Origin of the sequence: Microbacterium sp. J1-1 (genome assembly GCF_024498615.1) — a bacterium.
Taxonomy (GTDB): domain Bacteria; phylum Actinomycetota; class Actinomycetes; order Actinomycetales; family Microbacteriaceae; genus Microbacterium; species Microbacterium aurugineum.
Genome location: NZ_CP089590.1, coordinates 2,481,438 through 2,500,432, shown reverse-complemented (window position 1 = coordinate 2,500,432; position 18,995 = coordinate 2,481,438). Strand labels below are relative to the sequence as shown.

Sequence of the window (18,995 nt, the reverse complement as noted above, 5' to 3'; positions counted from 1 at the left end):
CAGCCGCGATCATCATCGCAGCCGCACTCGTCGCGAGCGGAGGCGGGCTCGCAGCGTATCTGTGGATGAGCCGCGCTCCGGCGGAGGCGGCGACGCCCACCCCCACTCCTCGTGCGTCGGTGACGGTTCCGCCGCTGACTCCGGCGGAGCAACTCCTGGCGGACACCGACGATCCGCTCGCCTGCGCGGTGACGTTCACCGGCGAGGGTGCACCGATCGATCCCCAACTGCAGTGGCAGGGCGGCCTTTACCAGGCGCTTCCGATCCCGGCCCTCGACGGCCGTGTCTTCGCCGGCTGGTACGGAACTGCGGCGGATGCGGCGGCCTTCACGGTCGCGGCTCGGGTGAACGGCGCGGACCAGGTCGTGTGCGAAGAGCAGCGGATCGAACTCTTCGCCGCGTGGAAGACACCGGAGCAGAACGCGGCTGAGGGAGTTCAGGTACCGATCCTGATGTACCACCAGTTCACGGCGAACCCCGAGGGCGAGTCGGGGTGGCTGCGAGGCAACTACGCCTACATCGGTGATTTCGACGCGCACCTGAACCACATCGCCACCACGGGCTTCTACCTGCCGACCTGGGATGAACTCAGTGCGTTCATCGACGGTCGGCTCTCCCTTCCGGCACGGAGCGTGATCATCACCGACGATGATGCCGATCAGACGTGGTTCGACCTCGCGGCACCCGTTGTCGAGAAGTACAAGCTGCTCGCGACCTCGTTCATGGTCACCGCCTACCGCTCCGATCCGCCGCCTTCGATCCACGTGCTGCGTCGTTCGCATACGCACGACATGCATCAGGCCGGCGCGAACGGCGACGGACTGATGGTCAACTGGACGGCGGATCAGATCGCGGCAGATCTGAACCTCTCGGGAGACACGCTCGGGGTTCGCGAGGTCATCGCGTATCCGTTCGGTCACTACAACGACACCGCGAAAGAAGGTGTCCTGAAGGCCGGTTACGACATGGCGCGGACCATCGAGCCCGGCACGGTCCGGATCGGCACCGACAAGCTCGCCCTTCCCGTCGTGCGAATCGACTACGGAATGGGAGTGGACGCGTTGATCTCGCGCATCGGCTGAGGCTCAGGGGGCGAGCGGTGCGAGGAATTCGTCGACCAGGCGCGTGACCTCCGCATGCATCTCCTCGGAGGAGATCGTCGGGGTGCCGTCGCCGTCCTGCGGCCCGTAGTCGCCGAACGAGGCATGAGAGGCGCCGTCGATCTCGACCATCTCGGCATCCGCAGGCAGCTCATCGCGTGCATCGGCGATCTTGTCCGCCGTCGAGAGGCCGTCCTCACTTCCCGAGATGCTCAGGACCGGGAGCCCGCTCTGCGAGAGGTCGTTGGCGCAGTAGGAACCGAACAGCACCAGCGCATCGGCGTCCGGGGCGAGCTGGCAGGCGCGCACACCACCGAGCGAGTGTCCTCCGACGGCCCACGCACCGACTTCCGGAGCGGCGGACGTGAAGGCATCGAGGCCCCGAGGGTCGAAGAAGGCCAGATTCAGCCAGGGGCGGGTGATCACGACCGTGACACCGTCTTCCGCGAGGCCCTGGAGGATGGCGGCATAGGCCCAGGGGTCGACCTTGGCCCCGGGGATGAAGACCAGCCCGACGTCGGACTCGCCGTCCACCGGCTCGAGCACGATGCCCTGATCGGCATCCGTCACCGTGATCTGGGGGTTCTCCTGCACTGTCGCGAGCGGCTCGGGCTCCGCGGCCATGACACCGATCTGGCTCCACGCGACGACGCCGCCGACGGCGAGCACCACCACGATCGCCAGGCTCCACAGAACGCGCTTCAGGATGCGACGGCCACGAGTCTTCTCCACGCGTCAACGTTACTCCGCGGCGCGGCCCTCGCCGGCGACGGCAGGGTGCGTGCGGAGGTACTCCTCGAAAGCCTGAGCGGTCGTGCGTCGCGGTGTGTATCCGAACTCGCGCTTCAGACGTCCGTTCGCCAGCACCGGCCGATAGCGGAGGAACGGCACCTTCTCCGGTCCGTGCTCCGTGAGGCGGAGCGTCCGTCCGATCCGGAGACCTGCGGCCAGCACCCCCGCGGGGACCACGAGCTCGAGCTTGTGCAGTCGAGCCGCGATCTCCGGCACGGTCATGCGTCCGTCCCCGGCGACGTTGAAGATCCCGGGCGGGCCGTCCGTCGCCGCACGGACCATCGCTGCGGCGACGTCGTCCACCCAGACGAAGACGAACGGGGAATCCGAACCGGCGATGCGAAGGATCCGCCTTGCGTCCCAGAGCGCGGTGATCTGATTCCGCACGGACGGACCGAGGATCGTGCCGATGCGGAAGACCACCTGCTCGAGCTCCGGGTGGGCCGTACGATACTCGGCGAGCATCTCTTCCACCAGACGCTTGTGCCGTGCGTACGGGAAGGCGTCGTTGCCCCGCAGCGGTTGGTCCTCCTCGATCCAGTCCGGGTTGTCGGCGTGATAGCCGTAGGCGGCGCCGGAGCTGGAGACGACGATGCGGTGGACGTCGGCGTCCACGCACGCGGCGAGGACGTTGGCCGAGCCGGTCACGTCGACGCGGTACTCGAGGGCGACGTCGCGACCCGGATTGACGATCGCCGCCAGATGCACGACGGTGTCGATCCGGTGCTTCCGGAGCGTCGGAGCGATGGCGGCGGGATCGGTCACATCCAGTGTCTCGTCGATGATGCCGTCGCGCGGCGTGCCCGGGCGCAGGTCCGCGGCGACGACGAGTTCGACATCGTCGCGCGCGGCGAGGGCCTCGGCGACATGCGACCCGAGGAAGCCTCCGCCGCCGGTGATGAGCACCCGCGACATCAGGCGGCCTCGATGGGTGCGCGGCCGCTGCTGTCTCCGGTCGTCGTCCCGGTGCGGCGTCGCGTGTGGCGGGCCCAGAGCCCGGCGAGCACGAGACCCGCGATGATGTCCCAGATGCCCCACCAGCCCGCGACGACGGCCATGCCTCCGAGCCCGTCGAAGAACAGGAACACCAGGCCCAGACCGAGGCCGGCGTTGCGGATGCCGACCTCGAACGTCATCGCCTTGCGCTCACGGGTGCCGAGGCCGCCCACGACGGCGGTGCCGTAGCCGAGTGCGAGCGCGACGGCGTCGTGGACGGCGACGACCAGCAGGATGACACCCAGGACCTGCACGAAGACCGCCCAGTTGCCGATGAGCGCCGCCACGATGAACCCGAGCAAGGCGATCAAGCTGAACCACTTCACGAACGGCTGCACCCGCGCGCTCATCCCCGGCACTTTCGCGCGGAGGAGCAGTCCCACCGCGAAGGGGAGACCGATGATGAGGAAGATCTCCAGCAGCATCCGCCAGGGGTCGAGCGAGACATCGCGCAACAGGGCGCTGGCGGTGGGATGCAGGGAAGCCCAGAACGTGATGCTGAGGGGCATCGCGAAGATGTAGATGAGGTTCCCGACCGCGGTGAGCGAGACCGAGAGCGCGACGTTGCCGCCGGCACGATGTGTCAGCACCTGCGAGATGTTGCCGGGCGGGCAGCACGCGACCAGGATCATCCCCAACGCCATCGACGGGGGGATGGGCAGCACGAGGGTCAGCAGGAACGTCGCGACGGGCAGCAGGAGCAGCTGCGCGAGGATCGCGATCACGAACGGCTTCGGGTGCTTCGCCACCACACGGAAGTCGCGTGGCGAGGTGTCGAGGGCGATGCCGAACATGATCAGCCCCAACACCACGTTCAGGATCGTCAGCGTGCCGGGCGTGAACGACAGGACGACGTCGTCGATGTTCATGCCGAGGCCTCCAGTGCGCTCTTCTCGCGTCGCACCGCGCTGCGATAGGCATCCTTGTTGACGTAGTACGCCATCCGGTCGAGGCCGAGGTAGTGATAGCCGCCGGAGGTGTCCGGCCACGCCGTGCCGGTCACGCGGTCGCGGAAGCGTGCGGCCCGCGCCGGGTCGTGCTCTGCGGCGTCGAGGTAGGTCGCGAGCAGGTCGGCCTGTTCGTACCGGCCCTGCCAGCCGATCCCGGAGGCCTCGATCATGCCCATCACGTACAACCCGTTGAAGGAGGCGGGGAAGACGTTGAGGAACAGCCGAGGCGACGCGCCGCGCCAGTGCAGGTGTTCGCGATCCACGAACGGATAGTCCAGGGTGTACCCGGTCGCCAGCAGCACGAGGTCGTACTCGTCCGAACCCCCGTCGCGGAAGTGCACGGTCTTCCCGTCGAAGCGATCGATGTCCGCACGGATGCGCAGATCGCCCTGCCCGAGGTGGTTGAGGATGAGGGTGTTCACGATCGGGTGAGACTCGTAGATGCGGTAGTCGGGCCGAGGGAATCCGAACCGCACGGGGTCTCCCGTGAACGCACGCAGCACGCGGCTGTCGACAGCCTGCTTGATCCGCGCCGGCAGGGGGTGCCCCTGGTTGAGGGTGTCGCTCGGCCTGCCGAACAGGTAGCGCGGCACGAAGTAGTACCCGCGGCGGACACTCATATCGATCGAGTCGGCATGATGCACGGCGTCCACCGCGATGTCGCAGCCGGAGTTGCCTGCGCCGATGAGCAGCACCCGCTTGCCCCGGAGCATCTCCGGGGATTTGTACGCGCTGGTGTGCAGCAGCTCGCCGGTGAACTCGCCGCGGAACGAGGGCACGTTCGGTTCCGCGAGGGTGCCGTTCGCCAGCACGACCCCGGCATACCAGCGGGTCTCCTCGCCGTCGGGGCCGCTGCACGTGAGGTGCCACCCGCCGTCGCGCGGTTCGAGACGCGTGACCTTGGTCTCGAACCGGAACAGGTCGGTTAGCCCGAATCGATCGGCGTACTCCTGGAAGTACTCCTTCAGCACGCGGTGGCCGGGGTAGTCGACCCGGGTGCGCATCGGGAACTCCGAGAACTCGGTCGTGGTGCGGGAGGAGATCAGGTGCGCCGACTCGTACATCGTGCTGCGTGGGTTCGTGATGTCCCACAGCCCGCCGACGCCGTGGGACGCCTCGTACCCGTCGATCCCGATACCGCGCCGGTGGAGCGCACGCGCCGCCGCCAACCCCGATGGTCCCGCCCCGATGACGGCATATCTGTTCATGATGCTCCCCGCACGTCGCTGTGCTCGAAAAAACGCCCCCGTCCACCGATCGTATCCGGTGGGCGGGGGCGTCGAGATCCGTGGATCAGTCGGGCCGGAGGTGCTGCTGCCGGTCCACGACGGCGTCGCGCACGCGAGGGAACAGCGGGTGCTCGGGATCGAGTCCCGTCGTGCGCGTCGTGAACGCCGTGGCGTGCTCGGTGCGCAGCAGCGCCTGCAGTTCGACCGACTGCTCATCGGCGGGGTCATCGAACTCGAGCGCGGCGGCGACGGCGGCGACGAGCGCATCCGTCGGCAGGTCGCGTTCCGCAGCCATCGCGGCGGGTCCGATGAAGCGCTCGTGTCGCGAGATCTTGCGCAACGGCTGACGGCCGACGCGCTGCACGGTGTCGACGAGCGCGGGATTGCGGAAGCGGTCCAGGATGGTGGCCCGATAGGCGGCCAGGTCAGCGGGGTCGAGCCCGTGTTCGGCCACCAGGACTGCCGAGGTCTCCTCCAGCGCGGCCGAGACGCTCGAGGCGATCGCCGGGTCGGCCAGGGCATCCGAGATGCGCTCGATACCCGCGCGTGCGCCGAAGTATGCGGTGGCGGCGTGCCCCGTGTTCACGGTGAAGAGCTTGCGCTCGATGTACGGCGCCAGGTCATCGACGAAGTGGGCACCGGGGATGTTCGGCAGCGCGCCGCCGAACGGGCCGGCCTCGATGGCCCACTCGTAGTACGGCTCCACCGTGACGTCGACGCCGCCGTCCGCCGGCTGCGCCGGGACGATGCGGTCGACCGCGGTGTTCGCGAAGACGGCGCGCGCGAGCAGCAGGTCGGCATCTGCCCCGGCCGCGGCCACGACCTCGCGGCGCAGCAGGTCGGTGGCCCCGATCGCGTTCTCGCAGGCCATGACCTGCAGCGGCGCGGCATCGGGGGAGCGGAGAGCCAACCCCGCCACGATCGACGGTGCCACGAACCGCAGCACGGTCGGCCCCACTGCGGTCGTGACGACATCGGCCGAGGCGACCTCCTCCGCCACGGCGGCCGGATCGGTGCGGCTGTTGACGGCGCGGAAGCCGGTGACGACGTGATCGGTCCCTCCGGGGCCGGCCTCGTGCACGGTGTACTCGGCGGTCGCATTGATCGCGTCGACCAGGGCATCGGCGACGTCGGAGAACACGACCTCGTAGCCTCCCTGGCGCAGCAGCAGACCGACGAAACCGCGACCGATGTTGCCGGCCCCGAAGTGGACCGCCTTCATCCCTCGTTCACCTCCGAGAGGAGGGCGTAGAGCGCCTCCGGTGTCTGAGCGGCGGAGAGCCGAGCCACGTCATCCTCCTCGGAGAACAGGATCGCGATGCGCGAGAGGATCTCCAGATGCTCGTCGCCGACCCCGGCGATGCCGATCACGAACGTCGTGGGATCGCCTGACCAGTCGACCCCGCCGTCGTAGCGGACGACCGACAGCGCGGAGGCGAGGATCGCGTCCTTCGCGTCGTTGGTGCCGTGCGGGATCGCCAGTCCGTTGCCCATGAAGGTCGAGACCGTCTCCTCGCGCTGTCGCATCGCATCGACGTAGGCCGGGGTGACGGCTCCGGCGGCCACGAGGATGTCCGTCGCCTCCTGCAGGGCCTCGTCCCTGGTCGCGCTACCGGGATGGATGCGGACCTGTTCGGGGGTGAGAACGCTCATTCTGCTTCCTTTCGCTGCTCGCGCACCATGTCCACGACCTCGTCGTACTTGGGCGAGTTCATGAAGTTGTCGACCGACACGTGGACCGAGTCCGGCGACTTGGCCGTGGCGCGCTCGGTGAGCTGCTGCTGGGTGATCACCACGTCGGCCGTGCCGTCGAGGTTGGCGATCGCCTGGTTGGTGACCGTGATGTCGTCGATGCCCGCCTTCTTGAGCTTGTTCCGCAAGACGCTCGCGCCCATGGCGGAGGAGCCCATACCGGCGTCGCAGGCGACGACGATGCGCTCGATCGGAGTGGTCGCGACTGCAGTGGTGCTCGGGGCGGCCGCGGAGGCCGTGGTCGCCGTCGACGTGCGCAGCGCGTCCATCGCGGCGGACGACTTGCCCTTGTTCGCCTCGGTCTGTGCGATCGCGGCACCGAAGGAGTCACCCTCGGCTTCGAGGTCGCGCTTGCGCGAGGCCCGCAGGATGACGCCGGTGATGAGGAACGTCACCGTCGCGGCGATGATGACCGACAGGTACACGACGAGGAGGTTGCCGACACCGGGTCCGATGGCCGCGGCGGTCACCGCGATGATGCTGCCGGGGGCCGCGGGGAAGGCCAGGCCGCCGCCGAGGACCATGTTCGTGGTGACACCGGCCGCGCCACCCGCGATGAGTGCGAGGATCGTGGTCGGCTTGCTCAGCGCGTACGGGAAGTAGATCTCGTGGATACCGCCGAAGAACTGGATGATCGCCGCTCCGGGGGCCGAGGCCTTCGCAGCGCCCACGCCGAAGAAGGTGAATGCCAGCAGCAGGCCGAGCCCGGGCCCGGGGTTCGCCTCGATGAGGAAGAGGATCGACTTGCCGGTCTCCGCGGCCTGCTCGATGCCCAGCGGGGTGAACACACCGTGGTTGATGGCGTTGTTCAGGAACAGGACCTTCGCCGGCTCGACGATGATCGACACCAGCGGCAGCAGGTTGAGCGTGACGAGCCAGTCGACGGCTGTCCCCAGCACGGCACTGATGCCGAGCATGACGGGCCCGAAGGCGAAGAACCCGACGATCGCGAGGATCATGCCCAGGATGCCCGCCGAGAAGTTGTTGACCAGCATCTCGAAGCCCGGGCGGATCTTGCCGTCCCACAGGCGGTCCACCTGCTTCATGATCCAGGCGGCGATCGGCCCCATGATCATGGCGCCGAGGAACATCGGGATGTTCGTGCCGACGATCACGCCGACGGTCGCGATCGTGGCGACCACTCCGCCGCGCTCGCCGTAGACCATGCGGCCGGCGGTGTTCGCGATCAGCAGCGGGAGAAGGTAGGTGACCATCGGGCCGACGAGGCCGACGTAGGCCAGGACGTTTCCGTCGGCACTCTCGGTGACGGCCGTCATCGCGCCCTGCCAGCCGAGGACGGCGGAGTCGCCGCCACCGCCGATGATCTCGGCGACGCCGGCCCAGTGCCAGCCGAAGGGACTCTCGGCCCCGAAGAAGCCCTTCGGGATGAAGAGCATCGTGATGAAGCCCCAGGCGATGAAGGCCGCGATGTTGGGCATGATCATGCCCGAGAGGAACGTGCCGAAGCGTTGCACTCCTACGCGGACGCCGCCGGTTCTCGTGGCGGCAGGTGACGTCGTCGTCATGATGTCGTCTCTTTCTTGTGGAGGGTGATTTCCGCGGCGAGCGTCGCCACGGCGGTTCGGGCGGAGGAGGCATCGTCAGCGGCCAGGGCGGCTTCGGCGAGGCTCCGTGCCTCGGACGGGGTGTGTTCGGAGAGTGCGTGTCGCACGTCGGCCAGCGCGGACGGGGCCATCGAGAGGCTCGTGGCGCCGAGCCCGACGAGCACGACCGCCAGCAGAGGGTCCGCCGCCGCTTCGCCGCAGATGCCGACGGGCTTCCCGAGACGCGCTCCCGCATCGCCGACCTCGCGCACGAGGCGCAGGACGGCAGGATGCCAGGGGTCTTGGAAGCCGGCGACGGAGCCGAGCATGCGGTCCGCCGCCATCGTGTACTGGGTCAGATCGTTGGTGCCGATCGAGGCGAAATCGGCGTGCGCCAGCACGCGGTCGGCGAGCAGAGCACTCGCCGGGATCTCGACCATGACGCCGGCCGTCGTGAGCCCGTACTCGCGGGCGAGATCCGTGAAGTACCTGGTCTCCTCGACGGTGGCGACCATGGGAGCCATCACCCAGAGGTCGGCCTCGGTCTCGGCGTCCGCCTCGGCGAGGGCCGTCAGTTGCTCGCGGAGGATGTCTTCGCTCGCTCGCAGGGCACGAAGGCCCCGGAGCCCCAGCGCAGGATTCTCCTCGTGGGCGTCGTTGAGGAAGGCGAGGGGCTTGTCCGCGCCGGCGTCCAGCATCCGCACCACGACCTTCTTGCCGGGGAACGCGGCCAGCAGCTCGCGGTAGGACTCGCGCTGCTGGGCGACCGTCGGCGCCTGAGCCGAGGAGAGGAACAGGAACTCGGTGCGGAAGAGCCCGACGCCCTCGGCCCCCCGAGCGACCGCATCCGCGGCGTCTGCGGGCTTCCCCAGATTCGCGAGCAGCGCGACAGGCGTGCCGTCGGCGAGGGCGCCGGGAGTCAGCGGAGCGGCGTCGGCTGCACGACGGGCGGCCGCGCGCTCCGTGGCGCGGCTCTTCTGCTCGTCGGTGGGCTCGCGGGTCACGACGCCCGCGGCCGCATCCACGATCACCGTCTCACCCGTCATCAGCTGCGCGCCGTCCGCGACGCCCACGATCGCGACGATGCCCTTCTCCCGGGCGAGGATCGCGGTGTGCGAGGTGGGCCCGCCGTCGGTCGTGATCAGTGCGAGCACCTGATCCAGGTCGAGCAGGGCGGTGTCGGCCGGGGCGAGATCGCGTGCGACCAGGACGAACGGGTGCCCGGGGTTCGGAACACCGGGCGCCTCGACGCCGCGGAGGTGCGCGAGCACACGCTGAGCGATGTCATCGAGATCGGCGGCGCGCTCGCCGAGGTAGCCGCCGACGGCCTCGAGCGTCGCGCGGAAGCCGGCGAAGGCGTCGTGCACGGCCCACTCGGCGGTCGCGCCGGCATTGATGCGGGTGTCGACCTCGTCCTGGAGTGTCGGATCTTCGGCGATCATCGCCTGGGCCTCGAGCACCTCCTGAGCCGAGCCTCCTGCGGTCCGGCCGCGCTCGTTCAACTCCCGGGCGACGGTCGCGACGGCCTCGTGCACACGGGTGCGCTCGGCGTCTGCTCCGGCGGTGCTCGGCGTGTTCTCCGGAGCGGGCATCGCTTCGGACATGCGGATGACCGGTCCCTGTGCCACTCCGAGACCGATCCCCACACCCCGCAGCTCGCTCATCCGGCGGCCTCCTGATCATGGTCTGTGGTGAGGAGCTCGGTGAGGGTGTCGAGCACGCCCTCGGCGCCGTCACCCTCGGCGGTGAGCGTCACGTAGTCGCCGTACTCGACCGCCAAGGCGATGACACCGAGGATGCTCGCCGCATTGACAGGCTTGCCCGAATCCTTGGCGATCGTGACGGCGACGCCGGAGTCCTTCGCCGCCTGCGCGAAGAGTTTTGCCGGGCGGGCGTGCAATCCGTGGGAGGAGCCGATCCGGACGGTGCGGGTGGCGGTCATGGTGTTCCTTTCGGGGTGTCGCCGGCGGCGGCGAGGATCGATCGGGCGTAGACGAGAGTGCGGGAGCCGTCCCGGTCCGTGAAGACGTCCCCGGGGAGCACCGCGACGGGCGCGTGCGCACGGGCGCGGATGGCTTCCAGCCGGTCGCCCAGGTGAGGGCCGACGAGGACGAGGTCGACATCGGAGTCCGACACGGAGCTCTCCATCCCCGCCGTCGCCTCCCAGCCGAGGCCAGCCGTCGCCGCCGCACTCCGGAGCCGCTGTGCGACGAACGTGCTCGACGCGCCGGCGCCGCACACCACGAGGATCCTCATCGACTCCCACCTTCCTGAGAACAGTCTGTGAACCGGAAGGATCCTGCGCCAACACGTTCCTTTCCGCCCCCGCGGAACAGCGCCTTCCGCCCGAGCGCGTCGGCAAGCTGACATCATGGAGACCACGTCGAGACAGTGCGGTCAGCACGCGGGAAGGGAAGGCTCATGTCGCGCCAGCGTCAGGACCAGCTCCTCGCCGTGCTGCTGCGACAAGAGGGCTGGGCGACGGCGGGCAGCCTCGCCGATCTGCTCGGAGTCACCCCGCGCAGCATCCGCTCCTACGTCGCCGCTCTGAACGCGCGGTCGCCCGGTGCCGACGTGATCGAGTCCTCTCCGGCGGGCTACCGCGCGGGACCCGGGGCTCGTGGAGCGCTCCGGAGGCGACAGGCCGGGGAATCCGCACCCCGTGACCGTCTGCACACGCTCGTGCGGCGGCTTCTGGATGTGCCGGCGGGGATCGACGTGTTCGACACCGCAGACGAACTCCACGTCAGCGAGGCCACCCTCGAGGCGGACCTGGTCCGCGTGCGGGGTCTGCTCGACGGCACCGAGCTCGTGCTCGAGCGCGACCGGGAGAACGTGCGACTCCGCGGCGACGAGGCCGCGCAACGACGTCTTCTCAGCCGACTCGCCCACGACGAGATGGACGACGCTTCCTTCCACCCCGAGACCTTCCGTCGTGCCCTCTCGGGGTCCGCGGTCGCCGCCAGCGCGGTGGGTCCCTTCAAGTCCGCGCTGGTCCGGGAGCTGGGCGAGCTCGGCTACTACGTGAACGAGCTCGCGATCGCCGACGTCCTCCTCCACATCGCCATCGCGGCGGAGCGTGTCGCCGCCGGACACGCGCTCGACTCCTCACCGGCCGGTGCGCGGGAGGAGATCCCCCGGGTGGGTGCGGTCATCGCCCGGCTGGCGTCCGAGCACTTCGCAGTCGTGCTCGGGGAGGGCGACAGCGGTCACCTCGCCTCCCTCGTCCTGACCCGCATCGTCGCGCCGGGGGAGGACGCGACCCGCGAGGTGGCACGCAGCGGGGTGGACCCCGCGGTCGAGGCCGCCGTCCGTGCGGAGATCAGCAGAGCCGCCGAGGACTTCCAGGTGGACCTCGTCGACGAGACGTTCGTGCTCCGGCTCGCGCTGCACGTGCAGAACCTGTTGCGACGAGCGGAGGAGAGCGCGTTGACGCGCAACCCGCTCACCCGCTCGCTCAAGACCACCTATCCGATGATCTTCGAAGTGGCGGTGTCTATCGCGAGCGGCCTCCACGACCGCGTCGGGACGCCCATCCACGACGACGAGATCGCGTACATCGCGATGCACGTGGGCGGGAGGCTGGAGCGCAGCCGCAAGGCCGAGTCGATCCTCACGGCCACGATCGTCTGCCCCGGGTATCACGAGCTGCACGAGCTGCTCCGCTCGAGTGTCGACCGCTCGCTGGGGTCGGCGATCGAGGTCACCACCGTCGTGACCAACGTCGACCCCGATTGGGCGTCCTTCGACACCGACCTCGTGCTCAGCACGATCGAGCCGGGTCAGGCGGGCGACCGTTTCGTCCGGATCCAGCCGTTCCTGACCGATGCCGACGTCGACCGGATCCAGCAGGCCGCCGCCCGGGTGCGCCGCGGACGACGGCTCACCCGCCTCCGCGGCGAGCTCGCCCGCTACTTCCTGGCTGACGCCTACGTGTTCCCGCTGCCGGACGAGGGGGAAGAGGCGATCATCCGCCGCCTCGGGGGGTTGCTGGTGCAGGCAGGGCTCATCGGTGAGGACTACATCGAGAACACGATCGTGCGCGAGCGGATGTCATCGACCGCGTTCACCGATGCGCTCGCCGTCCCGCATGCGTTGCAGATGACCGCGACCCGCACGGCCATCGCGATCGGGGTGGCGGACGGCTCGGCCGCCTGGGGGGACGGCCGGGTGCAGGTCGTCGCCCTTGCCGCGTTCAGCGAGAGCGACCGTGCGGCGTTCCAGACGGTGTTCGAGCAGCTGGTCGAGGTGTTCAGCGAACGCGAGAGCGTGCAGCGGATCGTCCGTCGGGGGTCGACGTTCGAGGCGTTCCTTGATGAGCTCGTCGCCGTGATCGACGGCTGACCCCCGCCGTCACCCCCGCGGGGCGAGCACCTCGACGAGCTGATCGAGGACGGCCTCCGCGGTGTCGGAGGCCGTCGTCTCGAGCACCACCGCATCCCCGGACGAGATGCCGAGGTCCATCACGGCCAGCACGCTGCTCAGGTCGACGGTGGTGCCGTCCTCCGTCCGCAGGGTCACGGGTGTGCTGTGCGACTGCGCGAGACGCACCAGCTCCGCCACCGGACGGGCGTGCACGCCGTTGTGGGCGCTGACGATGACGCGTCGGACCGGCATGTCAGGTGCGCTCGTCGAGCAGGGTCCGCACTCCGGCCTCGAGCTCCACGACGGCCGCAGCGGCGGCCTCGGAGGAGTCGGCCCGGGCGTCGATGTAGACCTTGAGCTTGGGTTCGGTGCCGCTCGGGCGCACGATCACGCGCGAGCCGTCGCCGAGGCGGTACCGCAGCACATCCCCGGAGGGTGCGCCCGGCGCGGCGTGCATCAGGTCCTCGGCCGAGGTGATCGAACGTCCGGCGATCTGCGTCGGCGGCAGCGTGCGCAGGGCGAGCATGACGTTGCCGATGACCGCGAGGTCCTCGACGCGCACCGACACCTGTCCGCTGGCGAAGTGCCCGTATGTCTCGCCCAACTCGGCGAGCAGGTCGACCAGCGTCGCGCCGCGGTCACGGGCCTCGGCGGCGAGCCCGAGGATCGCGACGGCCGCCGACACTCCGTCCTTGTCGCGAACCGTCTCCGGGTTCACGAGGTAGCCCAGGGCCTCCTCGAAACCGAAGACGATCCCCGGGGCGCGCGAGATCCACTTGAAGCCGGTGAGCGTCTCGTGGAAGTCGAGTCCGTGGTGGGCGGCGACGGCGCCGAGACCGGGGGAGGAGACGAGGGAGCATGCGAGGGAGGCGCCCGGTGTGCCGGCGGCCGCGCGGGCGGCACGTGCCCCGAGCAGCAGCCCGACCTCGTTGCCGGTGAGTCGACGCCACCCGTCCGCTGCCGTCTCGTCCGGAACTGCGACGGCCAGGCGATCGGCGTCGGGGTCGTTGGCCAGGATGAAGTCCGCCTTCACCCGCCGAGCCCGCGCGAAGGCGAGATCCATTGCTCCCGGTTCCTCCGGGTTCGGGAAGGAGACCGTGCGGAAGGTGGCGTCGGGCGTGAGCTGCTCATCCACGACGAAAGGCTGCGGGTAGCCCGCCTCGCGCACGATGCGCGACACCGTCTCCCACCCCACTCCGTGCATCGCGGTGTAGACCCATCGCATCCCGGTGGCACCGGCGGGTGCGGGGGCCACGGCGGCGGTGGCCGCGACATACGCGTCGACGACGTCCTCGCCGGCGGTCTCGTAGTCCGTCGAGCGCGGCAGCGCGGCGATCGAGCCGGCATCGGCCGTGTGCTGGATGTGCGCGGCGATCTCGGCATCCGCCGGGGCGACGATCTGCGAACCCTGGTCGGCGCCGCCGAGATAGACCTTGTAGCCGTTGTCGTTCGGCGGGTTGTGGCTCGCGGTCACCATCACACCGGCGTCGGCGCCGAAGTGCCGCACGGCGAAGGCGAGCACGGGCGTCGGCAGCAGGCGCGGCAGGAGGATCGCTCGCAGACCCGCGCCGGCGAACAGCTCCGCCGAGTCGGTCGCGAACACGCGCGAGTTGCGTCGCCCGTCGTAGCCGATCACGACGGTCGGGGTGGTTCCGTGCGTCTTCTCCCGCAGATACGCGGCGAAGCCCGCCGCGGCCTGGGCCACGAGCACCCGGTTCATCCGGTTGCTTCCGGCGCCGAGCTCGCCGCGGAGCCCCGCGGTGCCGAACTCCAGGCGTCCGCGGAACCGATCGTCGAGCTCCGCGGCCGCTGCCGCCTCACCGGCGGACGCCCGCGTGATCAGGCCCGCGAGCTCGTCGCGTGTCTGGTGATCCGGGTCCTGACGCAGCCAGGCGCGCGCCTGCGCGAGTCTCTCCTCGTTCACAGGGCCTCGACCACCCTCGCCAGGAGAGCGGAGATCACCGGCTCCGCCTCACGACCGGCTTCGATCACCTCGGCGTGGCTGAGCGGGGTCTGCTGGATGCCCGCGGCCAGGTTCGTGATGAGCGAGAACCCGAGGATCTCCATGCCGGCCTCGCGGGCGGCGATCGCTTCGAGCGCGGTCGACATGCCGACGATGTGTCCGCCGATGTGCTTCGCCATCTGCACCTCCGCCGGGGTCTCGTAGTGCGGACCGCGGAACTGGGTGTACACGCCCTCATCGAGCATCGGATCGATCGTGCGCGCGAGGTCGCGCAGTCGCTTCGAATACAGGTCGGTGAGGTCGATGAACGTGGCGCCCTCGAGCGGCGAATCGGCGGTGAGGTTGATGTGATCGCTGATGAGCACCGGCTGACCGGGTCGCCAGGTCTCACGGATGCCACCGGCGCCGTTGGTGAGCACCATGATCTTGGCGCCCGTGGCCGCGGCGGTGCGGACGCTGTGCACGACGCGCCGGACGCCGTGGTCTTCGTAGTAGTGCGTGCGTGCGCCGATCACCAGGACGTTCTTGCCGCCGGGCGTGCGGATGCTGCGCAGCGTGCCGACGTGGCCCTCCAGTGCGGGCTTGGAGAAGCCGGTGACCTCGGTGGCGGGGATCGTGGCGACCGTCTCGCCGATGATATCGGCGGCCTTGCCCCAGCCGCTGCCGAGGGTGAGGGCGATGTCATGGTTCTCGACACCGGACAGTCGCGCGATGTCGGCGGCGGCCTGCGCGGCGACCTCGAAGGGGTTCGCGGTCGGGTCGTCGAGGGGGTTGCTGTGCGTTTCGGGCATGGATCCACTCTAGGAAGGTGCAGGCTCGGGGGCCAGGATTGGGGAAGAATGGATTCCATGTCTTCCACCACTTTCGAGCGCACTCAGCGCGTCGCCGTCCTCGGCGGCGGTCCCGGCGGTTACGAGGCGGCCCTCGCGGCCGCTCAGCTCGGGGCCGAGGTCACCCTGGTCGAGCGGGTGGGGGTCGGTGGATCGGCCGTCCTCACCGACGTGGTCCCCTCCAAGAGCCTGATCGCGACGGCGGATGCCGCCGTCGCCATCTCCGAGGCGAGCGACCTCGGAGTCAACTTCTACGCCAAGGGCGAGAACGGCAAGCCCCTCAAGCCCGAGATCGCGATCAATCTCGCAGCCGTCAACAAGCGCCTCCTGGCCCTCGCCGGTCAGCAGTCGGAGGACATGCGTGCCACGCTCCTCGAGGCCGGGGTGCGCATCCTCTCCGGGCACGGACGACTCGAGGGGCCGACGGCGATCGTCGTGTCGACCGGTCAGGGCGGCACCGACTTCGACCGGGTCGAGGCCGACACGATCGTCGTGGCCGTGGGGGCATCGCCGCGTGAGCTCGACTCCGCCAAGCCCGACGGCAAGCGCATCCTCACATGGACCCAGCTCTACGACATGAAGGCGCTGCCCGAGCACCTCATCGTGGTCGGGTCGGGGGTGACCGGAGCGGAGTTCGCCTCGGCCTACATGAACCTCGGTGCGAAGGTCACGCTCATCTCCAGCCGCGAGCAGGTGCTCCCGGGGGAGGACCAGGACGCCGCACGCGTTCTGGAGAAGGTGTTCAAGCGCGGCGGGATGCAGGTGCTCTCGAAGTCCCGCGCCGACCGGGTCGAGGTCACCGACGACGGAGTGACCGTGACGCTGTCCGACGGCCGCACGGTCGACGGGAGCCACTGCCTCATGGCCGTCGGCTCCATCCCCAACACCGCGGGCATCGGTCTGGAGGAGGCGGGCGTCGAGCTCGATGATTCAGGTCACGTGCGCGTGAACCGCGTCGCCCGCACCTCGGTGCCCAACATCTACGCGGTCGGCGACTGCACGAACTTCTTCCCGCTGGCCTCCGTCGCCTCGATGCAGGGACGCACGGCGGTGTTCCACGCCCTCGGCGACATCGTGATCCCGCTCGAACTGATCAAGATCACCTCGAACATCTTCACGGCACCCGAGATCGCGACCGTGGGTTTCTCGCAGAAGGACGCCGAGGACGGGGTGACCGACGGTCTCGTCTACAAGCTTCCCCTCGCCGCCAACCCCCGCGCCAAGATGATGGGCATCAAGGACGGCTTCGTCAAGATCATCGCCCGCAAGGGGTCCGGCACGGTGATCGGTGGCGTGATCGTGGCCCCGAAGGCGTCGGAACTGATCTACCCGATCGCTGTGGCCGTCGAACGTCGTCTCACGGTCGACCAGGTCTCGCGGGTGTTCGCCGCGTACCCCTCGCTGTCGAGCAGTATCACCGATGCGAGCAGGGCGATGCACCTCGTCAACATCTCCTGAGTTCTGCGGCTGAGCTCTGCGACTGAGTTCTGCGGCTGAGTTCTGCGGCGCGACGGATCGCCGAGACCCCCGCCTGACGCCGAAACCCCGTGTGGCAGACATCTGCACCACGGGGTTTCGGCGTTCACCGGGGGTCTCGGCGAACAACGCGGCGAGACCGGACGGTGGAGGTCAGCTGATGGTGAGCAGCTGGTGTCCTGCGGAGACCGTCGTTCCGGCGTCCGCGTTGATGTTGCCGATGACGCCGTCCTTGTGCGCCTGGAGCGGCTGCTCCATCTTCATCGCTTCGAGCACGACGACGAGGTCGCCCTTGACGACCTGCTGACCGTCCTCGACCGCGATCTTGACGACGGTCGCCTGCATGGGGGACTTCACCGCATCGCCGGAGGCTCCGGCATTGGCGGTGGTCGCGTGGCTGCGACGGGACGGCGGGACGGCAGCCGGGCGACCCGCGGTGCCCGGGGCGACGGCGACGCGATCGGGGAGGCTCACCTCGAGGCGCTTGCCGGAGACCTCGACGACGACCGTGTGGCGCGAATCGGCGGGTGCCGGGGCTTCGAGCTCACCGTCCCAGGCCGGGATGTCGTTGACGAACTCCGTCTCGATCCACCGGGTGAAGACTCCGAACTCGCCGTTCTCCGCGGTGAACGCGGGATCGCGGACGACCTTGCGGTGGAACGGGATGACAGTGGGGAGTCCGGCGACCTCGAACTCGTCGAGTGCGCGGCGCGAACGCTCGAGCGCCTCGGCGCGGTCCTTGCCCGTGACGATGATCTTCGCGAGGAGCGAATCGAAAGCCCCCGAGACGGCGTCCCCGGCGGTGACGCCCGAGTCGAGGCGGATGCCGGGACCGCCGAACGTCTTGAACACGTGGATCGGTCCGGGCTGGGGGAGGAATCCGCGACCGGGGTCCTCGCCGTTGATCCGGAACTCGAACGAGTGTCCCTGGGGCTCGGGGTCGTCGTAGTCGATGGTGCCGCCGGCCGCGATGCGGAACTGCTCGCGGACCAGGTCGATGCCGGTGACCTCTTCGGAGACCGGATGCTCGACCTGCAGTCGGGTGTTCACTTCGAGGAACGACACCGTGCCGTCGGCACCGATGAGGAACTCGCAGGTGCCGGCACCGACGTAGCCGACCTCCTTCAGGATGGCCTTCGAGGCGGAGTACAGCTGCGCGTTCTGCTCGTTCGTCAGGAACGGGGCCGGAGCCTCTTCGACGAGCTTCTGGTGACGGCGCTGCAACGAGCAGTCGCGCGTCGAGATCACGACGACGTTGCCGGCGGCATCGGCCAGGCACTGGGTCTCGACGTGGCGCGGCTTGTCGAGGTACTTCTCCACGAAGCACTCGCCGCGGCCGAACGCGGCGACGGCTTCGCGGGTGGCCGACTCGAAGAGCTCGGCGACCTCGTCGAGCTCGCGGGCGACCTTGAGGCCGCGGCCGCCGCCGCCATAGGCGGCCTTGATGGCGATGGGGAGGCCGAATTCCTTCGCGAAGGCGATGACCTCGTCGGCACCGTCGACGGGGCCGGGTGTGCCGGGCGCGAGGGGCGCGCCGACCTTCTCGGCCACATGGCGCGCGGTCACCTTGTCGCCGAGAGCCTCGATGGCCTCGGGGGACGGGCCGATCCAGGTCATCCCCGCATCGATGATCGCGCGCGCGAACTCGGCGTTCTCGGCCAGGAAGCCGTAGCCGGGGTGCACGGCGTCGGCACCGGCACGGCGGGCGATCGACAGGATCTTCTCGATCTGGAGGTACGTCTCCGCGCTGGTGGAGCCGCCGAGAGCGTAGGCCTCGTCGGCCAGACGCGTGTGCAGGGCGTCCCGATCCTGGTCGGCGTAGACGGCGACCGAGGCGATCCCGGAGTCACGAGCGGCGCGGATGATGCGTACGGCGATCTCGCCGCGGTTGGCGATGAGCACCTTGGCGATAGCAGGCATGCTTGCCAGCCTAGCGAGAAGGACCCCGATCCCTTTGACGACTCCCCACAAGAAAGTGGCAGAAACGTGGAGGGGAGT

The 18,995-nt window shown here is 69.4% G+C and carries 17 protein-coding genes; 3 read left to right on the top strand and 14 right to left on the bottom strand.

Annotated features, from left to right (window positions below):
* Positions 1–65: 65 nt before the first annotated feature.
* Positions 66–1,082, top strand: coding sequence for a polysaccharide deacetylase family protein (locus LRQ07_RS12005; protein WP_256534742.1), 1,017 nt, complete (start codon positions 66–68; stop codon positions 1,080–1,082).
* Positions 1,083–1,085: 3 nt separating this feature from the next.
* Here LRQ07_RS12005 and LRQ07_RS12000 read toward each other — a convergent pair whose 3' ends face one another.
* The 10 genes from LRQ07_RS12000 to LRQ07_RS11955 form a co-directional block, all read right to left on the bottom strand.
* On the bottom strand, positions 1,086–1,832 hold the full coding sequence (locus tag LRQ07_RS12000; protein WP_256534741.1) for an alpha/beta hydrolase: 747 nt from the start codon (positions 1,830–1,832) through the stop codon (positions 1,086–1,088).
* Positions 1,833–1,841: 9 nt separating this feature from the next.
* Positions 1,842–2,807 (bottom strand): SDR family oxidoreductase, encoded by a 966-nt coding sequence (locus LRQ07_RS11995; RefSeq protein ID WP_256534740.1) that lies wholly within the window; start codon positions 2,805–2,807, stop codon positions 1,842–1,844.
* Positions 2,807–3,757, bottom strand: a complete 951-nt coding sequence (locus LRQ07_RS11990) for a bile acid:sodium symporter family protein (RefSeq protein ID WP_131492687.1) — start codon at positions 3,755–3,757, stop codon at positions 2,807–2,809. The genes LRQ07_RS11995 and LRQ07_RS11990 overlap by 1 nt, the downstream gene beginning before the upstream one ends.
* A complete protein-coding gene (locus LRQ07_RS11985; protein ID WP_256534739.1) occupies positions 3,754–5,046 on the bottom strand; it encodes a flavin-containing monooxygenase in 1,293 nt (430 codons plus the stop codon). The genes LRQ07_RS11990 and LRQ07_RS11985 overlap by 4 nt, the downstream gene beginning before the upstream one ends.
* An 85-nt stretch (positions 5,047–5,131) precedes the next feature.
* Positions 5,132–6,289, bottom strand: coding sequence for a mannitol-1-phosphate 5-dehydrogenase (locus LRQ07_RS11980; protein WP_256534738.1), 1,158 nt, complete (start codon positions 6,287–6,289; stop codon positions 5,132–5,134).
* Positions 6,286–6,720: a PTS sugar transporter subunit IIA gene (locus LRQ07_RS11975; RefSeq protein ID WP_047523583.1), complete on the bottom strand. Its 435-nt coding sequence runs from the start codon at positions 6,718–6,720 to the stop codon at positions 6,286–6,288. Before LRQ07_RS11975 ends, LRQ07_RS11980 begins: the two co-directional genes overlap by 4 nt.
* Positions 6,717–8,345 (bottom strand): PTS mannitol transporter subunit IICB, encoded by a 1,629-nt coding sequence (locus LRQ07_RS11970; protein WP_256534737.1) that lies wholly within the window; start codon positions 8,343–8,345, stop codon positions 6,717–6,719. The genes LRQ07_RS11975 and LRQ07_RS11970 overlap by 4 nt, the downstream gene beginning before the upstream one ends.
* On the bottom strand, positions 8,342–10,027 hold the full coding sequence (gene ptsP / locus LRQ07_RS11965; RefSeq protein WP_256534735.1) for a phosphoenolpyruvate--protein phosphotransferase: 1,686 nt from the start codon (positions 10,025–10,027) through the stop codon (positions 8,342–8,344). Before ptsP ends, LRQ07_RS11970 begins: the two co-directional genes overlap by 4 nt.
* Positions 10,024–10,305 carry an HPr family phosphocarrier protein gene (locus LRQ07_RS11960; protein ID WP_047523581.1) on the bottom strand — a complete coding sequence of 94 codons (282 nt, stop codon included), beginning with the start codon at positions 10,303–10,305 and terminating at the stop codon, positions 10,024–10,026. The genes ptsP and LRQ07_RS11960 overlap by 4 nt, the downstream gene beginning before the upstream one ends.
* Positions 10,302–10,619 (bottom strand): PTS sugar transporter subunit IIB, encoded by a 318-nt coding sequence (locus tag LRQ07_RS11955; RefSeq protein WP_256534734.1) that lies wholly within the window; start codon positions 10,617–10,619, stop codon positions 10,302–10,304. The genes LRQ07_RS11960 and LRQ07_RS11955 overlap by 4 nt, the downstream gene beginning before the upstream one ends.
* Before the next feature lie 165 nt (positions 10,620–10,784).
* Here LRQ07_RS11955 and LRQ07_RS11950 point away from each other — a divergent pair, with 165 nt between their 5' ends.
* On the top strand, positions 10,785–12,707 hold the full coding sequence (locus tag LRQ07_RS11950; RefSeq protein ID WP_256534733.1) for a BglG family transcription antiterminator: 1,923 nt from the start codon (positions 10,785–10,787) through the stop codon (positions 12,705–12,707).
* Between the two features lie 9 nt (positions 12,708–12,716).
* On the opposite strand, the gene LRQ07_RS11945 is transcribed toward LRQ07_RS11950, so the two are convergent.
* From LRQ07_RS11945 to LRQ07_RS11935, 3 genes are read right to left on the bottom strand one after another with little or no spacing between them, the layout of a single operon-like run.
* On the bottom strand, positions 12,717–12,980 hold the full coding sequence (locus LRQ07_RS11945) for an HPr family phosphocarrier protein (protein ID WP_232763683.1): 264 nt from the start codon (positions 12,978–12,980) through the stop codon (positions 12,717–12,719).
* A 1-nt stretch (position 12,981) separates the two neighbouring features.
* Complete coding sequence (locus LRQ07_RS11940) at positions 12,982–14,652, bottom strand: phospho-sugar mutase (RefSeq protein ID WP_256534732.1); 1,671 nt, start codon at positions 14,650–14,652, stop codon at positions 12,982–12,984.
* On the bottom strand, positions 14,649–15,482 hold the full coding sequence (locus tag LRQ07_RS11935; RefSeq protein WP_131492674.1) for a purine-nucleoside phosphorylase: 834 nt from the start codon (positions 15,480–15,482) through the stop codon (positions 14,649–14,651). The genes LRQ07_RS11940 and LRQ07_RS11935 overlap by 4 nt, the downstream gene beginning before the upstream one ends.
* Positions 15,483–15,530: 48 nt before the next feature.
* Between LRQ07_RS11935 and LRQ07_RS11930 the strand changes: the two genes are divergently transcribed.
* Complete coding sequence (locus tag LRQ07_RS11930) at positions 15,531–16,979, top strand: NAD(P)H-quinone dehydrogenase (RefSeq protein WP_047523575.1); 1,449 nt, start codon at positions 15,531–15,533, stop codon at positions 16,977–16,979.
* A 171-nt stretch (positions 16,980–17,150) separates the two neighbouring features.
* On the opposite strand, the gene LRQ07_RS11925 is transcribed toward LRQ07_RS11930, so the two are convergent.
* Positions 17,151–18,917, bottom strand: coding sequence for an acetyl/propionyl/methylcrotonyl-CoA carboxylase subunit alpha (locus LRQ07_RS11925; protein WP_256534731.1), 1,767 nt, complete (start codon positions 18,915–18,917; stop codon positions 17,151–17,153).
* Between the last annotated feature and the right edge of the window lie 78 nt (positions 18,918–18,995).

What these genes read in the sequence shown, in the direction of transcription:
- ptsP (WP_256534735.1), bottom strand. Translation starts at nt 10,027, where the DNA reads ATGAGCGAGCTGCGGGGTGTGGGGATCGGTCTCGGAGTGGCACAGGGA.
- LRQ07_RS11955 (WP_256534734.1), bottom strand. Translation starts at nt 10,619, where the DNA reads ATGAGGATCCTCGTGGTGTGCGGCGCCGGCGCGTCGAGCACGTTCGTC.
- LRQ07_RS11935 (WP_131492674.1), bottom strand. Translation starts at nt 15,482, where the DNA reads ATGCCCGAAACGCACAGCAACCCCCTCGACGACCCGACCGCGAACCCC.
- LRQ07_RS11945 (WP_232763683.1), bottom strand. Translation starts at nt 12,980, where the DNA reads ATGCCGGTCCGACGCGTCATCGTCAGCGCCCACAACGGCGTGCACGCC.
- LRQ07_RS11970 (WP_256534737.1), bottom strand. Translation starts at nt 8,345, where the DNA reads ATGACGACGACGTCACCTGCCGCCACGAGAACCGGCGGCGTCCGCGTA.
- LRQ07_RS12005 (WP_256534742.1), top strand. Translation starts at nt 66, where the DNA reads ATGAGCCGCGCTCCGGCGGAGGCGGCGACGCCCACCCCCACTCCTCGT.
- LRQ07_RS11930 (WP_047523575.1), top strand. Translation starts at nt 15,531, where the DNA reads ATGGATTCCATGTCTTCCACCACTTTCGAGCGCACTCAGCGCGTCGCC.
- LRQ07_RS11925 (WP_256534731.1), bottom strand. Translation starts at nt 18,917, where the DNA reads ATGCCTGCTATCGCCAAGGTGCTCATCGCCAACCGCGGCGAGATCGCC.
- LRQ07_RS11990 (WP_131492687.1), bottom strand. Translation starts at nt 3,757, where the DNA reads ATGAACATCGACGACGTCGTCCTGTCGTTCACGCCCGGCACGCTGACG.
- LRQ07_RS11960 (WP_047523581.1), bottom strand. Translation starts at nt 10,305, where the DNA reads ATGACCGCCACCCGCACCGTCCGGATCGGCTCCTCCCACGGATTGCAC.
- LRQ07_RS11975 (WP_047523583.1), bottom strand. Translation starts at nt 6,720, where the DNA reads ATGAGCGTTCTCACCCCCGAACAGGTCCGCATCCATCCCGGTAGCGCG.
- LRQ07_RS11950 (WP_256534733.1), top strand. Translation starts at nt 10,785, where the DNA reads ATGTCGCGCCAGCGTCAGGACCAGCTCCTCGCCGTGCTGCTGCGACAA.
- LRQ07_RS11985 (WP_256534739.1), bottom strand. Translation starts at nt 5,046, where the DNA reads ATGAACAGATATGCCGTCATCGGGGCGGGACCATCGGGGTTGGCGGCG.
- LRQ07_RS11995 (WP_256534740.1), bottom strand. Translation starts at nt 2,807, where the DNA reads ATGTCGCGGGTGCTCATCACCGGCGGCGGAGGCTTCCTCGGGTCGCAT.
- LRQ07_RS11980 (WP_256534738.1), bottom strand. Translation starts at nt 6,289, where the DNA reads ATGAAGGCGGTCCACTTCGGGGCCGGCAACATCGGTCGCGGTTTCGTC.